This window comes from Leptolyngbya cf. ectocarpi LEGE 11479, assembly GCF_015207065.1.
In the GTDB taxonomy this organism is placed as follows: Bacteria; Cyanobacteriota; Cyanobacteriia; order Phormidesmidales; family Phormidesmidaceae; genus Leptothoe; species Leptothoe ectocarpi.
This window is the reverse complement of record NZ_JADEXP010000025.1, coordinates 1-16,514: the sequence shown is the minus strand read 5'-3', so window position 1 is coordinate 16,514 and position 16,514 is coordinate 1. Positions and strand designations below refer to the sequence as shown.

The following is a 16,514-nucleotide window of genomic DNA, read 5'->3' as shown; positions in this document are numbered from 1 at the left end:
ATCTTGTCACGCCGTCACCATGGAAACCTTAGCCTATCTTATTTTTGAACTTGATGACCTCCAATATGGTATTGAGACCACCCACGTTCGAGAGATTTTCCAGCTGCCCGAGCTGACCCCTATTGCCGATACCCCTGACGACATGATCGGTATTCTCAACCTGCGAGGCAAAATTTTACCGGTGATGCATTTGGCCAAACGCCTGGGACAAGATCATCTGTCGTGTCAGCTGACAGATAGCATTATCGTTGTCGAGTGGCAGGGTCTGCGTGTGGGGATGGTGGTCAATCGGGTGCACGATGTTCAGTCTCTTCCTATAGCTGGCATTGAGCCTGCCTCTAGCTATGAGTGCAGAGACTATGGCCACACCGCTTTTGCTGCTGGGGTGGCCAAAATGGATGACTGGCTGGTCATGTTGTTAAATCCAGAAACATTGATCCGTCAGCCGGATAAGGTTGCCCTTATGGCCTGGGAAGCTAAACTTAACAACCTTGACAATGCCCCTGACAGTTATCTAGACAGTTATCTAGACAATCACAGTGATTTTAATCATGCTGATCAAGATATCGCGTCACAAGATGTGACAGCCTATCCCAATGAACAGATTTTTGAAGCCCAGCAGACATCGGTTCTGACTAACTTTTTCTCGCTATATTGCCCTCAAGCCACACCTGCTGACCGGCAGATTTTTTATCAGCGGGCTATTGTCCTCAGACAGTCCTTAGAAGAGTCTGACATCAGCCAATTAATACCCTTAGCTGTGATTCAGCTGGGGGAAGACTATTTTGGTATCAATCTTCAGCAGGTAAGAGAGTTCATCAATATTCGTCGCATTAGGCCAATCCCCTGTTGCCCACCCCACGTCATGGGCAATATGAATCTGCGGGGAGATGTTATGACCCTGGTTGATATTCGCCCGGCCTTAAACCTTCCACAGTCACTAGATGCTAGCGCTAAAGCTGTCGTCATTGACGTCGATGACATTGTTGCGAGCATCGCGGTTGATCAGGTTTTAGATATGGTCTATTTACCATCCTCGGATATTTCCCCGATGCCCACAGCCAGACGCCGCCAGACTTTTTTTCAAGGTGTGACTCGCTATTACCAAAAGACATTGAGCATCCTGGACCTATCCAAAATTCTTTCCCACGGAGGCTTAATTGTGGACCAGGCTGCTTAAACAATAACCCCCACGAGTCTTTAACCATATAGTACCAAACAATATCCTAGGAATGATTGTATGAAAATTACCACCCAACTGCGATTAACCATTGCCGGACTTGCTTGTTTTGCCATTGGTACTGCCGTCTTAGAAGAATTTAATATCCAAAAAGGAGCCTTAGACGGAAGTGTGGTAAACCAGTCTGGTATTGTCCGAGGAGCGACCCAACGACTGGTGAAGTTGGAAACCAATGGACGCCCTGATGACGAACTGAATCAAAATCTTGATCGCTTGATTGATGGACTGATTAATGGGGATGAAGCATTAAACCTGCCAAAGGCAACCGATCCCAACTATCTAGCAAAACTTCAGGCCGTAGAGGTTGCTTGGCAACAGCTCAAGACCACTATTGCCCAGTATCGTCAGAATCCTAATCTCCAGTCTAAATTGATTGAGGATAGTGAAGCCTACTTTGAACTGACGAATGAAGCTGTGTTTGCTGCTGAGGCGATAGCGGTTACTCACATTAGACAAAATCAGGTCACACAGTGGGTAATTATGGCCTTAAACCTGGGGGTGCTCGCATTTATTTTCTGGATTATTCAACAGGCTACTAACGTACTCCAACAGTCTGTCACCACGGTGGCTGACAGCTCTTCAGAAATTGCAGCCACCGTGGAAGTGCAGGAGCGACTGGTGGCCGATCAAACTAACTCTGTGAATATCACCACGTCCACCATTGAAGAATTAGGAGCATCGTCACTACAGGCCGCGCAGAAAGCCAATTCGTCAGCGACAGGTGCCCGCGAAGCGCTTGACCTGTCTGAAACTGGCAGCCAGGCGGTACAAGATACGGTCCAGGGAATTGAGGAGCTGAGGGATAAGGTGGGTGCGATCGCAGATCAGATCATGCAGCTGAGTGAACAAACCGACCAGATTTCAACCATTTCCAGTCTGGTAGCCGATGTTGCTGACCAAACCAATATGCTGGCGCTCAATGCCGCCGTAGAAGCTGCACGAGCCGGGGAGCAAGGCAAGGGCTTTGCCGTTGTAGCCGGAGAAATTCGAAAACTAGCTGACCAAAGCCGGGACTCAGCCGGCAAAATTAATACGCTGGTGGATGCAATTCAGACCTCAATTAACAGCACGGTCATGGTGACTGATGAAGGCAACAAAACTGCAAAAGCAGGCATTGAGGTAGCTAAAGGTACCGCAGACGTATTTAACCGCATCGCTACTGCGATTAACGACGTGTATGCCAATTCTCAACAGATTGCCCAAAGTGCTAAACAACAGGCCGTGGGCGTACAGCAAGCTGTCTCCGCCATGAATGCTATCAACCTGGGTGCAAAAGAAACCGTGACCACTGTAAATCAGGTGCAGTCTTCCACTGAAGAACTTAAAACTATCGCCCAAGAACTACAGGTTGCTGTTTAACTAATGCGATTGCTGATTTAAGGCAATGGACCGATCTGTAGCGACTGCTATTTGACAGCTCATTATACTTAAGGCCATCTTGAGGATCGGCAATGCCAACTAATGTATCCTCTTCTCTCTTCCCAAAATAACCCATGTATATCGAAGATGAAGAGCTGCGCACGCTCTATCGAGACGCCAGCACAGACCATTTGGATAAATTAGAGGCGGGATTTCTTCATTTAGAAAAACATCCGGATGACCTCCCCCAGCTTAAAAAACTCCTGCGAGCAACCCACTCCCTCAAAGGAGACTCTCGCATGCTGGGGGTACAAGATGCAGAAACCCTCACACATCAGCTAGAGGACTTGCTCAGCAGTGTTGAACAAGGGGAGCGCAGGCTAACGCCTGCACTTTGCGACTGTCTCTACCAGGGATTAGATGCCGTGCGTAAAATCGCCCATGAGGCAATCACAGGCGAGGCTGCTAATGTCAGCGTGTTTCATGTTTTAGCCCAGCTGATGAACGCAGGCGAGAAGTCTGTAGAGAGGCCTGAGCCAGCTGAGTCACCGGATGAAGATCAGTTCCCACATGGTTCTGAAACAGAGGAATCTAGGAGTCCTGACAGATTTATCAATAGCGATGGCGAATCTGTTATTCTTTTACCTCCGGTAAAAAGACTAGATGCTGACGATAGACCATCGACATCAGACATGGTCACCCCAGGCGCTGAGGTCATCAGCTCAGCGCCTGGGGTGACAGATACTAAGACCATCGACACCATTCGAGTTGAGGCCCCTAAACTCGATGTCCTCATGACCCAAGCTGGTGAATTAGCTGTTACCCAACGACGTATCACCCGCCGGATAGACGACATTGATCAGATGATTGTATTCTGGGAAAGCCTTGCTGAAGAACAGTTAACTCCTCTGGGCGATCTGTTGAAGCAGCTACGCGCCAATGCCTATGAAGATTCTGCCCAGCTGGAAACCCTCTCCAATGATTTAGCCTCAGGTATTCTCAAACTCCGTCAGCTGCCACTGTCCAATCTGTTTAACCTGTTCCCACGCCTGGTTCGAGATTTGGCTAAGCAGCAGGATAAAACTGTTAATCTGTTAATCGAAGGCGGCGATACCCAAGCTGATAAACGTATTTTAGAAGAGATGAAGGCGCCGCTGACACATCTGATTCGCAACGCCATTGATCATGGGATTGAAGCCCCCAGCGAGCACATCACCATGGGTAAACCCCCGGCAGCAACAGTCTGGCTCAAAGCCCATCAGCGAGGCAGCCATATCGAGATTGACGTGATCGATGATGGTCGTGGTCTCAGCTTGGAGAGCATTAAACGTACCGCTGTACGTCGAGGTCTCTACACTGAGGCAGCTCTGGCTAAAATGAGCGTTGAACAGCTCCATAATCTAATCTTTGCACCTGGGTTTTCTACCCGGACAACGGTGACCGAGATTTCTGGCAGGGGGGTGGGCTTGGATGTTGTCCGGGTCAATGTTGAGCGTCTAAAAGGTCTCATCCAGGTAACCTCTAGCCCAGCCCAAGGCTGTACGTTTCGCTTTACCCTCAATACCAGTTTGGCGACTGCATCAGCCTTGATTGTTGAAGTCAACCAAATGTCCTACGCGATCCCAGTCGAGTTTGTCGAGATGATCATGCGGGTTGAACGTCAGGATATCTTTAACCTGGAAGGTAACCCCGCTATCCTCTTAGAAGAAAACCCGCTATCGGTTGCTTGGCTGACTGACCTGTTAGAGCTACCGGTGTCGGTTGCGACTCAGCCAATGCACCCTATTCAGTCTTCTATTCCCTGTGTTGTGCTTAACGTTGGATCGGAACGACTGGGCATCTTTGTTGATGCTCTGGTTGATCAGCAAGACATTGTACTCAAGCCCCATAGCAAGCTGCTCAAACGAGTCCGTAATATTGCAGGCGCGACTATCCTGGGCACAGGAGATGTTTGCATGGTCCTCAGTCCCCAGGATTTGCTCAGATCAGTACAAGCTAAAAACACTGATGGCTCCGTTAGGCCTGTAACAGATTGGGATATGCCGAGCGCGAAACCTAAGGTGTTGTTAGTGGAAGACTCCATCCCCATTCGTACCCAAGTGTGCCGTATTTTAGAAGGTGCGGGCTACCAGGTGACGACAGCCGTTGATGGTTTGGATGGCTTTGAGAAACTCCAGCAGGGAGAGTCATTTGCTGCGGTGGTTTCCGATGTGGAAATGCCCAATCTTGACGGTCTTGAATTGACTACTCGCATTCGTCAGGAGACAAAATACGAAAATTTACCCATTATTTTAGTCACCACTTTGGCCCAGGATGATGATAAGCGGCGTGGTGCCGCCTCTGGTGCCAATGCTTACATCACTAAAGGTGATTTTGATCAAAGTTTACTTATCCATACCCTTAGGAGTTTAATGTAACCATGGCTGACCCCATTAAAGTTGTTCTAGTTGAAGATTCTGCGATCGCACTGCAAATTTTGCAACGGTTGATTGATTCGTCCCCAGACGTCGATGTTGTCGGCACAGCCCAGGATGGCGCTGCCGGACTCAGCGTCATTGCCCAAACTATGCCAGATGTCATTTGCACAGATCTACAGATGCCTAGAATGGATGGTCTGGAGTTTACCGAAAAAGTCATGTCCGAATTTCCCCGTCCGATTTTAGTGGTGAGCAATACCGTCCACCCAGCTGATGTAGACAATATTTTTAACCTGATGCAGGCGGGGGCGTTAGACTTTTTCCCTAAGCCCTCATCCGGGTCTGCCACCGACTATGAAAAACTCAAAAAAGCGTTAATCACTAAGATTAAAGTCTTAGCCAGCAAAAAAGTTTAATATGCTGCCAGCTTTAATCAGGCTAATCTGACAGAATTCAGATCTTGCACCAGTGTTGGTCATGAGGCTTCAACCCACGTCGGATTTAAAACCCGGTAAAGGGACAATTTGGTGTAGAGATGCTGGTGGTCGTTGTGGATCAGTGGAAGCATAGTTGACCGCTACCGTTGTGGAAGCGAACCCTAAAAACACATCTCCGATGATTGTGTCCCTTCCAGTGGACACCCTTCGGTTAGCCCAGGGTTCGAAACTCTGGGCAGGCTAGCGCTTCTCTACTAGGGGTAAAATGTGCAATAACCCTTAATCTCTGTCCTTGTCCCCAGTTATTTTCTTTTACATTCCAGCCCCTTTCTGGCCAGCTCGGTTACCAACCACAAGTGCTGAAAACTGGGCTGGTTTTGGTTTGGGTATCTATGCTTGGACCGTACAAACCTATCTCAAACTGCGCGAAGCTGGAGTTGTCTGCCACCTTACTAGCCAATTTCCCGATGAGGGTATTATTCTCTTCCACGGCAATGCTACGCGGGGAGCGACTATTAGCCCCGGTCCCAAACGTTTGTTAATTTGCTTAAAAGCGGAATCTCCCCTTTATTCCCAGGCCCAGCTCCATGTGGTGCAAAACCCCCACGAAGCATCCTCAGGCCGTCACTTCATGCCCCACTGGCCCCAGCCGGGACTGTTACCCCGATTGCCTGAACGACAAGATCGGTTGGAAAACATCGCATTTCTAGGCCATCGCGATAATTTAGCGGCTGACCTGCTGACGCCCCACTGGCAAGCACAGCTACAGCAAAGGGGACTACGCTGGATACCAGTGGTCAATACCAATCCTTGGAACAGCGCCCAGTCTATCGACACGCGCTGGAATGACTACCAACAGATCGATGCCATTGTGGCGGTTCGTCGCTTTTCTCTGTCTTGTCCCGGCTATCGCAGTAAACCAGCGACCAAACTCTATAATGCCTGGTTGGCTGGTGTCCCGGCTATTTTAGGTCGAGAGCTGGCCTACCGGGCTGAAGGCCGAGTCGGGGTGGATTATCTAGAGGCCAACTCCATGGATGAACTGTTGTCTTGCTTAGATCTATTGCGGCAGGATGTGGCCAGACGTAGACATATAGTCCAACAGGGCCGCTGCCAGGCGGCTCATTACACTCCTGCTGCCATTACCCAGCGATGGCAGCAGTTTTTGTGTGAGGTTGCTATACCGATGTATGAGCTGTGGTGCAATCGCCCCGTCTGGCAGCGACAGATCCACCAGGGAAAAGCTCGGTTACTGAGCTATTGCGATCGCACCCAAAGACGTCTTGCCCGATTTAATCCGTTTGACTAGTGGGTGTAAGCTCAGGCCCATCCACTGTAAACTCCCCTCGGACACCAATCTTAAATAAGAGCGGCTCGACCAGACCTCGCGGATCTCCTGTACTGGGATTATCAAACCGATTTACATCGGAGATATTAGTCAGATCGTTATTTTGGATCACCGCGTCGTAGCTGGCTTGATTACGCATCAGCGGACGCGATGTTCCTTTCGCTTTGATCACGTTATCCCTAATTTCAATCGTGCTAAAGTCTGTGTCAGGGTTAAAGCCAAACAATCCGTCTTTTCTAGGGGTGACTGTTTTATTGGCAATCACTTCATTGTTATAGAAGGCAAAATTGTTGTAAACACCCTTATGCCAGGCAATCCCCCGACCTGGATTCAAAATGATATTGTTGTGAAACTTAGTCGGCCCCTGGGCCGGTTCCACATCAAAGTTGGAAATCAGATTGCCATTATCTTTTTCAGGGTCAAAGGCAAACACATTATGGTTAACCTCAGCCCCGTTGCGCGCCCATTCTAAGGAGTAGGACTTATTAAAGTAATTGTGATGGATGTGGAAGGTAAACCCGTCCTCAGGCACCTTACCACCAGCAAACTTGGGTACTGAAATCACACCCCCAAGAAAATTGTGGTCGATTTCAACAAAGCTATCGTGCTCAAAGGGCAGCTCAATGGCAAAGTTTGTCCTGATGGTATTGTTGTGAATGCGGGTGTCTTTAAACTGTCGGCCTTTAATACCGTAGACATTGCCTTCGCGCTCTCCACTTTTAGAAATATGATTGTGGGAGATTTCAGAGTCTTTGAGGTACGTTGCAAAAATCGACCCCCCAGTAACACCGCTATCCCCCTCAGCCTGGCCACCCGCGTCGATAAATGTGTTGTCCTGGATCTTGACATCACTGGCAGAGAAGAGCCGGACGGCACTCCACAGAAAATTATTAAACTCGACATTGCTAATGGTCAGATCGTGGGTGCGGTTACCAAAAATTGCCCCATGAATATCCGGTCCGGTTAGGGTCATGCCGGTAAACGAGACATCATCTGCATTTTCTGTGAGGTCAAACAGATACGCACTGCGATTAACCGAATCAACCACGGTCTCACCATCGGGCAGTCCTGCGGTCCCCACCTTAAACCGGTTAGTGGTTTGCAGCGTGGTTCGTCCCATACCCGCCCCTTCAAAGGTAACATCGGCGTTATTCACCTTGAGGGTTTCGGCTAAATCAAAGGTGCCTTCAGGCATATAGATGGTTGTCGCGCTAATGTTTCCGGCTGTCTGCTGAGCGTCTACCCATTGAATCACGGCCTGGATGGTGTCTGCATCGTCGCGACCGTCATTGGCAACGGCATTATTAAGACCGGGATTGGCCTCAAAGAGTTTTTTGGGAAGATTGGTGATATCGATGGTGGTTGTCGCATCGTCTGAGGCATTATTTTTGTCATCGGCCGCGACCGAAGAGACACCGGCAACAATGGTATTGCCATTGGTGATAGCAGCATCAGTCAATGTGCCCAGCCCAGAGTTGCCAGCGACGGATGTGGCGACAGGTGTGTAGAAGAGCATGTCATCTTCAGTGTTGGAGAGCTTATAAACCGCTGCATTGTTAAGTAGCGGATCGCTCAGGTCTATGGCTGAATTTTGCTGTGATGGAGGGAACTGATGGGACACACTAGAAGAGAGAAGATCGCCATGATCTACGTAATCTATATATATGCTCTCTGGCAGGGGGTGAGACGCATCTAGGGGGTCTTGAGGCAATACATACGCTAAATGGGACGAACGCGGTATAGGCGTAAAGGGATCAGAGGTGGCTTGGCTACAGGGAAGAGCACAGTCAAGTTGCAAGGTAGAAAAGGAACTTTCTAGAACTGACATGGCACTTTGTTTAACTAGGAAGGCTAACGGATGAACAGTAGATAACACCCAGAAATCCAACACCTAGAGACCCGAGACTTTTGGCTCGGGTGAGTTATGTTCGTTGTAGGTGCTCACAGGGATTTCAGATGTAACAGCAGAGGTATACCCCTGTAATTGCAGGGGCTTTATGCCTTCTTTATGCTCTCTTCATATATATCAAGAAAATATGTTGAGAACAATCTCATAGATATTAGCATGACAATTTAGAACTGTGGTTCTTTTTGCTAGTTCCACAGTCTCTCTCAGATGAGTGGCCAAATATAAATACCGATCGCTGGTAGGGTGCTCGGCTCTGGAATAGGGGTGGGCTCCAGTGTAATAGGTATGTATATCAGTTATTTTCTTAATATTCCGTCGGGACCGGCCATTACGTTAACCCTGTTTGGTTGCTTTCTACTGACGTTGCTATTTAGCCCCAGTCAGGGGGGGCTAACCGTTAATTTAAGAAATTTATTTGACCAGAGAAACTAGTGCCTGTCAGCAGCTGTGTTTTGGGAGATCAGCATTTTGCCCCGTCCGGTGGCAGCGCCTAAAAAATTTGATTTAGAGGCGGTTTCACTCAGCATCCTAGCTGGCTGCTCCCCACAGTGTCCTCATTTTTTAGGCTTATAGTGGACATCGTTAGCTTGATTAGGGGGAATCCAGACAATGGCAGCAAGCAAGTGTCCCACAGTCTCTAACAAGGTATTACAGGAAGCGGTTGCCGATCTACAGGCTGTGAATGGTTGGACCGGTTTCTGGCGTTTTACTATTTTGGGAGTTGCCACTTTGGGCTGTATGGCCCTAGCCTGGACGGCGAGCTCTGAATGGCTTTTTTGGGGTGGGACCTTGGTGGCTGGCGTGTTTTATGCACTGTGGCTGATCTGTACCCACGATGCCAGCCATCACACGCTTTGGGGCTGGCCCCTGGCGGAAGAAATCTTGGCTCGCGTTATATCCTGGCCCATGCTCTGGCCAGTGGGTGTTTATTCGGAGCTGCATTGTCTACATCACGGCTGGAATGGTTTGGATGTGCGCGACCCGGAACGGTATCAGCGGACCACGCAAGAATTCCAGCAGTCCTCTGCTTGGGGGCAGTGGTACATACGGCATCAGTGGGTAGTCAACATTTTTATTCTGGGCGGATTTGGGATCATTGCTAAAACCCTGAGGAGTGGGCTGCAGTTTCAGGGCCAGCTTCCCCGGCTACGGCGGCAGCTGTGGATAGATGGGTGGGGGATAGGACTGGTCCAGACTGGTTTGCTGACAGCCGTTGTGCTTTCCCGGACGAGCGTTCTACGCTATCTGCTGTTTTGGCTGTGTTTAGAGCGGGTGGTGGGGGCTATTGCCCAGACCCGAGCGCATTTGGAACATTATGGTTTATGGCATCCGGTGGGCGGCCATCAGCTGACACAGCTATATGCGTCTCGAAATGTACAGACAAGTGCCTGGTTGGGTTGGTTGATAGGGGGCCTAAACTACCATGCAGTGCACCATGCATTTCCAGGGATTCCCTTTGACCAGCTGCCAGAGGCCCATAAGCGTATTCAATCGGTTTTAACTGAGCATGGCCTGCCAGTGATGGAAATGGAGCACGGGTATTTTAGAGCCCTGCAAAGATGGAGCAATGGCATGACGTTGATTCCCAGGGAGCAGTAAAAGATAGGCATTCGCCTACTTTTGAGTAAACTCCCAAATACCCTGCCAGTTATCGGGCAGTCCCTGCCGCTGTAGCAGCTGCAGACGTTCTAAGTAGAGCTGGACGGTTTTATCGTTGGGATCAGCCTGGAGCACGCGCTGAAACCAGTCTTGGGCCTCGGTCAGATCGCCCTGCTGATAAAAGTCGAGGGCCTTGAGGTATATCGGTAAAGTTTTGAGTTTGTTGGCGCGGGCCGTATCTTCTTCTGCATCCAGCACTTCGTAAACGGTAATCGGGGTGTGACGACCTTTGACAATGACCCGATCGATCAGCCGGACTGAGTAGCGATCGCAACCCGTCAGTTTTTGCAGCACATCTTCTGAGATCAGCAGCTGCACCCCATAGTATTTAGTCAGGCCTTCCAATCGAGCTGTGAGGTTGACATTGTCAGATAAGGCATCCCCTTGCATCCGATGGTTTTCACCCACAATGCCCACCATCATCCGCCCCACATGGATCCCCGTACCCACACTTAACGGCGCGTAGCCCTTGGTTTGACGTCGTTGGTTGTAGTCCCGCAGCCGCTGGGCTTGGGCAATGCTAGCGCGCAGGGCATCATCCACTCCATCGGGAAAAACGGCCATGATGCCATCGCCCATGTACTTCATTACTAGCCCGTTGTGCCTGGCTATTTCTGGGCTGATATACCCCAAAAAAGTATTGATAAAGTTAAAGTTTTCCTGGGGTGTCATCGCCTCAGCCATGGTGGTAAATCCCCGCAGGTCGGCAAACAAGATGGCCATTTCTTTGCTGACATGATCCCCTAGCTGCAGGTCGATCACGCTCTCTTTTTGCAAAAACTGCAGTAGTTCCTGGGGGACAAACCGGCTGTAGGCTTGCAGAAGCTGTTCGAGGTGGTGGTTATTCTCGACTAGGGTTTGCTCGTGGGCTTTAACCGCCAAGACGGTTTTGGTAAATACCTGGGCTAGATTGCCTAGCTCATCGGAGCGGCGGGCAACGTCTGCTAAATGCTTCGGTGTAAAGGCATCTCGCTGTACGGCAACGGCAGCCTCGGTAACAATTTTTACCTGTTCGATATACTCCGTCATATCCCGTTTTTGCTGGTTGAGGGAATTCTCCAGCACGGTGGAATGTTCAGTCACAATATTGACTAAGGTTTCCAAGTTATCGCACTCGTTCTGGGCCAGTGCCAGCGCCTGACGCAGCCGTTTATTTTCAGCTGCTAGCTCATCGGGCGATAGGTCACCGGGTAGTCGATCGTCGGATGTGGAGGACAGAGCATTCATAGGAGAGGGAAGCACCTTCAGCCTATGTTTACAAGAATGGTCAAAAAAATCCAGACGTATTTTGACTCAATGGTGCGGGATGGGACGGGAAGGATCGGTGCGAACTGGCAAGTCGGTGCTGGTGCGATCGCACAGCCTGGGGTTATATACAGCCTGGGGCATGACTGCTCCCCAGCCATCTGCAAACGTAGGCATACAGGTGACATAGGGTTACCCTTGAGCGCTAAGGGAATGGGATCAAAAAAATAAAAAGTACTGGCCAGATAGTAACAGGGGCTAGACCATCATCCTCAGTTCGGGGATCAGCAATGGCGTACATAAAGATTTCAGCACTTTGAAAAATTTATGATCTTTCCTTACAAGTGGCACAAAAGAAAATCACTATTAAGCTCAGTGAAAGCGTAGTTTACGGCACAACAAGGAGCACACTTGATTTTGTTTGATAAAACGTGAAAGGAGCATCTAGACAGGACACAGCTGCAATAGTTGAATGAAATCAACTTCCTGAGGGTCAGGGAATGCTCATGCCCTCAGGAAAACCTATGTGTAGCCTCCTGGCTAATAATGACGACTTTCTTGTTTGATAGTGTTCCTTTCACTAGCTAAAAATAGATAGGCACCCAATGGATACTTCGTTAAAGACCGAGACAACTGCGAGACTGGCCATAGCTGACTCCAATGAGGCAGCTCAACAAAATTTGGAACATCGCACTGGAACGAGTATTGAGGCTATCAAGCAAGCTTTTTTAGAAAATCTCTTTTTTGTACAGGGTAAGCCCGTTGCCCTAGCTACAAAGCATGATTACTACATGGCGCTGGCCCACCTGGTTCGCGATCGCATGTTATATCGCTGGAATGGGACAGCTGAAAGCTATACTCAGGATCGCTGTCGCACAGTATGCTACCTATCAGCCGAGTTTTTGATGGGGCCTCACCTGGGCAATAACCTAATTAACATGGGTATTTATGACCAGGTGAAAGCAGCTATGGAGGAGCTGGGTCTAGACTTTGAAGACCTATTAGCCCAGGAGGTAGAGCCCGGTCTTGGCAATGGTGGCCTAGGTCGATTAGCAGCCTGCTACCTCGATTCAATGGCGTCCTTGGAAGTGCCATCGTTAGGCTATGGCATTCGCTATGAGTTTGGCATTTTTGAGCAAGGTATCAGCCAGGGATGGCAAATAGAGCGAACGGACAAGTGGCTGCGCCATGGTAATCCTTGGGAGGTGGCCCGACCGGAATGGGCTACGGAAGTCATGTTTGGCGGTCACACTGAGTCCTATACCGATGCAGCCGGGGACTACCGAGTTCGCTGGGTGCCTAGCCAAGAAGTGCTGGGCACCCCCTACGATACGCCGATTTTGGGCTACCAGGTGGATACAGCCAACACATTGCGGCTGTGGAAGGCAGAAGCCATTGAATCCTTTGATTTTGAAGTGTTCAATCAAGGGGACTACTACGGTGCCGTAGAAGAGAAAGTCTCTTCTGAAAATTTAACAAAAGTACTGTATCCCAATGATGAGACCCTGGCCGGCAAGAGGCTGCGCTTAAAACAACAGTTCTTCTTTGTGTCTTGCTCGCTGCAGGATATGTTCCGTATCCTCAAGGGACAGACTATTCCAGTTGAAGAATTCCACGAGAAGTTTTCCATCCAGCTAAACGACACCCATCCAGCGATTGCCTCGGCGGAGCTAATGCGTCTGCTGGTGGATGAGTATCATTTGGATTGGAATATTGCTTGGGAGATTACCCAGCAGGCCATGGCCTATACCAACCATACGCTCCTGCCTGAAGCTCTGGAAAAATGGCCCATTAGTTTGTTTGGGAGTCTGTTGCCGCGTCATCTGGAGATTATCTATGAGATTAACACTCGGTTTTTAGAGCTGGTGCGCATGCGTTTCCCCAAAGACTCAGCCCGGCTAGAGCGGATGTCGCTAATTGATGAAAGTGGAGAACGCTATGTGCGCATGGCAAATTTGGCCTGTGTCAGCAGCCACACAATCAATGGTGTGGCCAAGCTCCACAGCGAGCTCCTAAAACAGACTGTCCTCAAAGACTTTTATGAGCTGTTCCCAGAGAAGTTCTGCAATATGACCAACGGTGTCACCCCACGTCGATGGATTGCCCTCAGCAATCCCCGACTCACTAAAATGGTGACCGAGAAAATTGGCGAGGGATGGCTCAAAGAGTTAGAAAAAACAAAGCAGCTAGAGTCACTAGCAACAGACTCAGGCTTTCAAGACGAGTGGCATGAGATGAAGAGTGCAGCTAAGCGTGAGTTGGCTGGACGTATTCATCAACAGTTTGGCGTACTAGTCGATCCAACATCAATGTTTGACGTGCAGGTCAAACGTATTCACGAGTATAAGCGGCAACATCTGAATGCGTTGCATATTGTCACTCTTTACAGTCAGCTAAAACAGAATCCTCAGATGGAGATTTTGCCCCGCACATTTATCTTTGGCGGCAAGGCTGCACCGGGCTATCACATGGCTAAGCTGATGATTAAGCTGATCACCTCTGTGGGTGAGATGGCCAATAAAGACCCCGATTTACGCAACCAGCTGCGGGTGATTTTCTTACCTAACTACAACGTTACCAATAGCCAGCGCGTTTACCCTGCCTCTGATCTCTCGGAGCAAATCTCGACGGCAGGTAAGGAAGCCTCAGGCACAGGCAATATGAAATTTGCCATGAATGGGGCCTTAACCATTGGTACCCTGGATGGAGCCAATGTCGAAATCCGTGACGCTGTCGGAGCTGAGAACTTCTTCTTGTTTGGTTTGACCGCCGATGAGGTCGCCAAAATGAAGTTCGAGGGCTACACTCCTCGGGACTATTATCTGGGTAATCCTTATCTCAAGGATGCCATTGACCTGATTGCATCTGGGCATTTTTCCCACGGAGATGGATCGCTGTTTCAGCCTCTTTTAGATAAGTTGCTGTATCAAGATCCCTTTATGCTGCTGGCGGATTATCAGGCTTATGTTGACTGTCAGCGCACCGTTAGCAAAGCTTACCAAGATCAGCGTCGTTGGCTGGAGATGTCTATTCTCAACGCGTCGCGGATGGGGTATTTCTCCTCAGACCGGTCTGTCCAGGAATACTGTCAAAGAATTTGGAAGGTATCACCGGCACCCGTGGATATTGATCGCTACATCAAGGTAAGCGGTCGCTTTGGAGGAGAACTCAGCTGTAAACTTCACTAACCTTCCATAAAGACCATGGTGACCCATGAGGGTCACCACCATCGACTCATTAGCTGCTGAGATAGTCCCATGCAACTAGCCCATCGATTACAGTTTGGAAATCTACGAGGAGACTTGTTCGGTGGGATGACGGCTGCCATCGTTGCTTTGCCGTTGGCACTGGCTTTCGGGGTGGCCTCAGGGGCAGGGGCCACAGCGGGTCTCTATGGAGCCGTGTTTACCGGATTTTTTGCAGCACTGTTTGGCGGTACGCCTTCTCAGGTAACTGGACCAACGGGACCTATGACCGTGGTGATGGCCACAGTCTTCACCAAGTTAGTTGCCGACAATCCCGAAAGCGGCATGGCTATGGCCTTTACCGCCGTCATGCTCAGCGGGCTCTTTCAAATTTTGTTTGGGGTACTGCGTCTGGGGCAGTTTATTACCCTGATGCCCTACACTGTCATTTCCGGCTTTATGTCAGGAATTGGGGTAATTATTGTAGCGTTGCAGCTGGCACCGCTGTTAGGACATCCGGCCCAGAGCAGTGTGGTTTTGGGTTTACAACAGCTGCCGACAGCTATCAACAGCCCCAGTCCGGTCGCGACCGGACTGGGGCTGTTAACCCTGGCTATAGTGTTTGGCTGGTCTGGCAAACTAGCGCGGATCGTGCCGTCACCGCTGGTGGCACTGATTGTGTGTACGACACTCTCAGTTGTCGTCTTTGCTGATAGTGATATCGCCCGCATTGGTGAAATTCCCCAGGGGTTTCCCGAATTGCAGTGGCCTCAGCTCAATCTCAATCAGCTGAGGGATATTGTCGGATATGGTCTGATGCTGGCTATCTTGGGGGCGATTGACTCGTTGTTGACCTCTCTGGTTGCTGACAACATTACCCGCACCCGCCATGATTCCGAACAAGAACTGATCGGTCAAGGGATTGGCAACCTCGTAGCTGGACTGTTTGGGGGGTTACCAGGTGCAGGAGCCACTATGAGAACGGTCATTAACGTACAAGCAGGGGGGCGTACGCCGCTATCGGGAATGTTTCACGCCCTGGTTCTCCTGTGCATCGTTCTGTGGGCTGGGGGCATCACAGGTCAGATTCCCCACGCTGTCCTGGCCGGAATCTTGATCAAGGTAGGTTTCAAAATTATTGACTGGAGCTTTTTGTGGCGGGTATGCCAGGTATCTATGCGAGCAGCGTTGGTAACCTACGGGGTGCTGCTGCTAACGGTGTTTGTAGATCTAATCACAGCCGTAGTGGCAGGTGCCTTTGTCGCCAACATGTTGACCATTCATCGCCTAACTAGCATTCAAGCTGAACAGATTCGTGCGGTTACACATCCCGATGAAGATTCTAGAATTGTGTTAACCCCTGAAGAGCGCCAGATGCTATCTCAGGGTGGGGGGCGAATTTTGTTAATTCAAATGCGCGGTCCCATGAGCTTTGGGGCGGCCAGAACGATTGCTCATCATATGGGGCGCAATTACGATGCCCTGATTCTGGATCTCAGTGATGTGCCGCTGGTGGGGGTAACTGCGTCTTTGACCATTGAGTCTGAGATTAAAACCGCCCGCCGTAGCCAGCGGGGAGAGATTTTTATTGTTGGCGCAAAAGGTCGAGTCAGGGAGCGTTTACGGCGGTTTCAGGTGCAGGCTACGCTGCCCACAAGCAACTTTTTACCCAGCTGTTATCAGGCTCTGGCTCTGGCCTTGAGATTGCTTGAGAC

12 protein-coding genes are annotated in these 16,514 nt (G+C 49.8%); 9 read left to right on the top strand and 3 right to left on the bottom strand.

Features of this window, described 5'->3' with window-relative positions; all coding sequences use genetic code 11:
* The first annotated feature begins 19 nt into the window (after positions 1-19).
* The 5 genes from IQ260_RS04990 to IQ260_RS04970 all read left to right on the top strand — a co-directional run bounded on the left by IQ260_RS04990 (position 20) and on the right by IQ260_RS04970 (position 6,762).
* Complete coding sequence (locus tag IQ260_RS04990; protein WP_193991431.1) at positions 20-1,180, top strand: chemotaxis protein CheW; 1,161 nt, start codon at positions 20-22, stop codon at positions 1,178-1,180.
* Positions 1,181-1,240: 60 nt separating this feature from the next.
* Positions 1,241-2,599 carry a methyl-accepting chemotaxis protein gene (locus IQ260_RS04985; RefSeq protein WP_193991430.1) on the top strand — a complete coding sequence of 453 codons (1,359 nt, stop codon included), beginning with the start codon at positions 1,241-1,243 and terminating at the stop codon, positions 2,597-2,599.
* Between the two features lie 134 nt (positions 2,600-2,733).
* A complete protein-coding gene (locus IQ260_RS04980; RefSeq protein ID WP_193991429.1) occupies positions 2,734-5,016 on the top strand; it encodes a hybrid sensor histidine kinase/response regulator in 2,283 nt (760 codons plus the stop codon).
* A 2-nt stretch (positions 5,017-5,018) separates the two neighbouring features.
* Positions 5,019-5,432 (top strand): response regulator, encoded by a 414-nt coding sequence (locus IQ260_RS04975; RefSeq protein ID WP_193991428.1) that lies wholly within the window; start codon positions 5,019-5,021, stop codon positions 5,430-5,432.
* 313 nt (positions 5,433-5,745) lie between these two features.
* Positions 5,746-6,762, top strand: coding sequence for a glycosyltransferase (locus IQ260_RS04970; protein ID WP_193991427.1), 1,017 nt, complete (start codon positions 5,746-5,748; stop codon positions 6,760-6,762).
* Here IQ260_RS04970 and IQ260_RS04965 read toward each other — a convergent pair.
* The gene (locus IQ260_RS04965; protein WP_193991426.1) at positions 6,746-8,629 is read right to left on the bottom strand and encodes a right-handed parallel beta-helix repeat-containing protein; all 1,884 of its coding nucleotides are present in this window, start codon (positions 8,627-8,629) and stop codon (positions 6,746-6,748) included. The genes IQ260_RS04970 and IQ260_RS04965 overlap by 17 nt on opposite strands.
* Positions 8,630-8,953: 324 nt before the next feature.
* Here IQ260_RS04965 and IQ260_RS31825 point away from each other — a divergent pair, with 324 nt between their 5' ends.
* Both IQ260_RS31825 and IQ260_RS04955 read left to right on the top strand, forming a co-directional pair.
* Complete coding sequence (locus IQ260_RS31825) at positions 8,954-9,142, top strand: metal ABC transporter permease (protein WP_407657721.1); 189 nt, start codon at positions 8,954-8,956, stop codon at positions 9,140-9,142.
* Between the two features lie 177 nt (positions 9,143-9,319).
* Complete coding sequence (locus IQ260_RS04955; RefSeq protein WP_193991423.1) at positions 9,320-10,309, top strand: fatty acid desaturase family protein; 990 nt, start codon at positions 9,320-9,322, stop codon at positions 10,307-10,309.
* Positions 10,310-10,324: 15 nt separating this feature from the next.
* Here IQ260_RS04955 and IQ260_RS04950 read toward each other — a convergent pair whose 3' ends face one another.
* Positions 10,325-11,596, bottom strand: a complete 1,272-nt coding sequence (locus IQ260_RS04950) for an adenylate/guanylate cyclase domain-containing protein (RefSeq protein ID WP_193991421.1) — start codon at positions 11,594-11,596, stop codon at positions 10,325-10,327.
* 66 nt (positions 11,597-11,662) lie between these two features.
* Positions 11,663-11,791, bottom strand: coding sequence for a hypothetical protein (locus IQ260_RS31405; RefSeq protein WP_265579501.1), 129 nt, complete (start codon positions 11,789-11,791; stop codon positions 11,663-11,665).
* Between the two features lie 428 nt (positions 11,792-12,219).
* Between IQ260_RS31405 and IQ260_RS04945 the strand changes: the two genes are divergently transcribed.
* A complete protein-coding gene (locus IQ260_RS04945; RefSeq protein ID WP_193991419.1) occupies positions 12,220-14,802 on the top strand; it encodes a glycogen/starch/alpha-glucan phosphorylase in 2,583 nt (860 codons plus the stop codon).
* 69 nt (positions 14,803-14,871) lie between these two features.
* On the top strand, positions 14,872-16,514 hold a 1,643-nt coding region (locus tag IQ260_RS04940), incomplete at its 3' end, for a SulP family inorganic anion transporter (protein WP_193991417.1).

What these genes read in the sequence shown, in the direction of transcription:
- IQ260_RS04990 (WP_193991431.1), top strand. Translation starts at nt 20, where the DNA reads ATGGAAACCTTAGCCTATCTTATTTTTGAACTTGATGACCTCCAATAT.
- IQ260_RS04975 (WP_193991428.1), top strand. Translation starts at nt 5,019, where the DNA reads ATGGCTGACCCCATTAAAGTTGTTCTAGTTGAAGATTCTGCGATCGCA.
- IQ260_RS31405 (WP_265579501.1), bottom strand. Translation starts at nt 11,791, where the DNA reads ATGCCTACGTTTGCAGATGGCTGGGGAGCAGTCATGCCCCAGGCTGTA.
- IQ260_RS04985 (WP_193991430.1), top strand. Translation starts at nt 1,241, where the DNA reads ATGAAAATTACCACCCAACTGCGATTAACCATTGCCGGACTTGCTTGT.
- IQ260_RS04945 (WP_193991419.1), top strand. Translation starts at nt 12,220, where the DNA reads ATGGATACTTCGTTAAAGACCGAGACAACTGCGAGACTGGCCATAGCT.
- IQ260_RS04980 (WP_193991429.1), top strand. Translation starts at nt 2,734, where the DNA reads ATGTATATCGAAGATGAAGAGCTGCGCACGCTCTATCGAGACGCCAGC.
- IQ260_RS04950 (WP_193991421.1), bottom strand. Translation starts at nt 11,596, where the DNA reads ATGAATGCTCTGTCCTCCACATCCGACGATCGACTACCCGGTGACCTA.
- IQ260_RS04955 (WP_193991423.1), top strand. Translation starts at nt 9,320, where the DNA reads ATGGCAGCAAGCAAGTGTCCCACAGTCTCTAACAAGGTATTACAGGAA.
- IQ260_RS04965 (WP_193991426.1), bottom strand. Translation starts at nt 8,629, where the DNA reads ATGTCAGTTCTAGAAAGTTCCTTTTCTACCTTGCAACTTGACTGTGCT.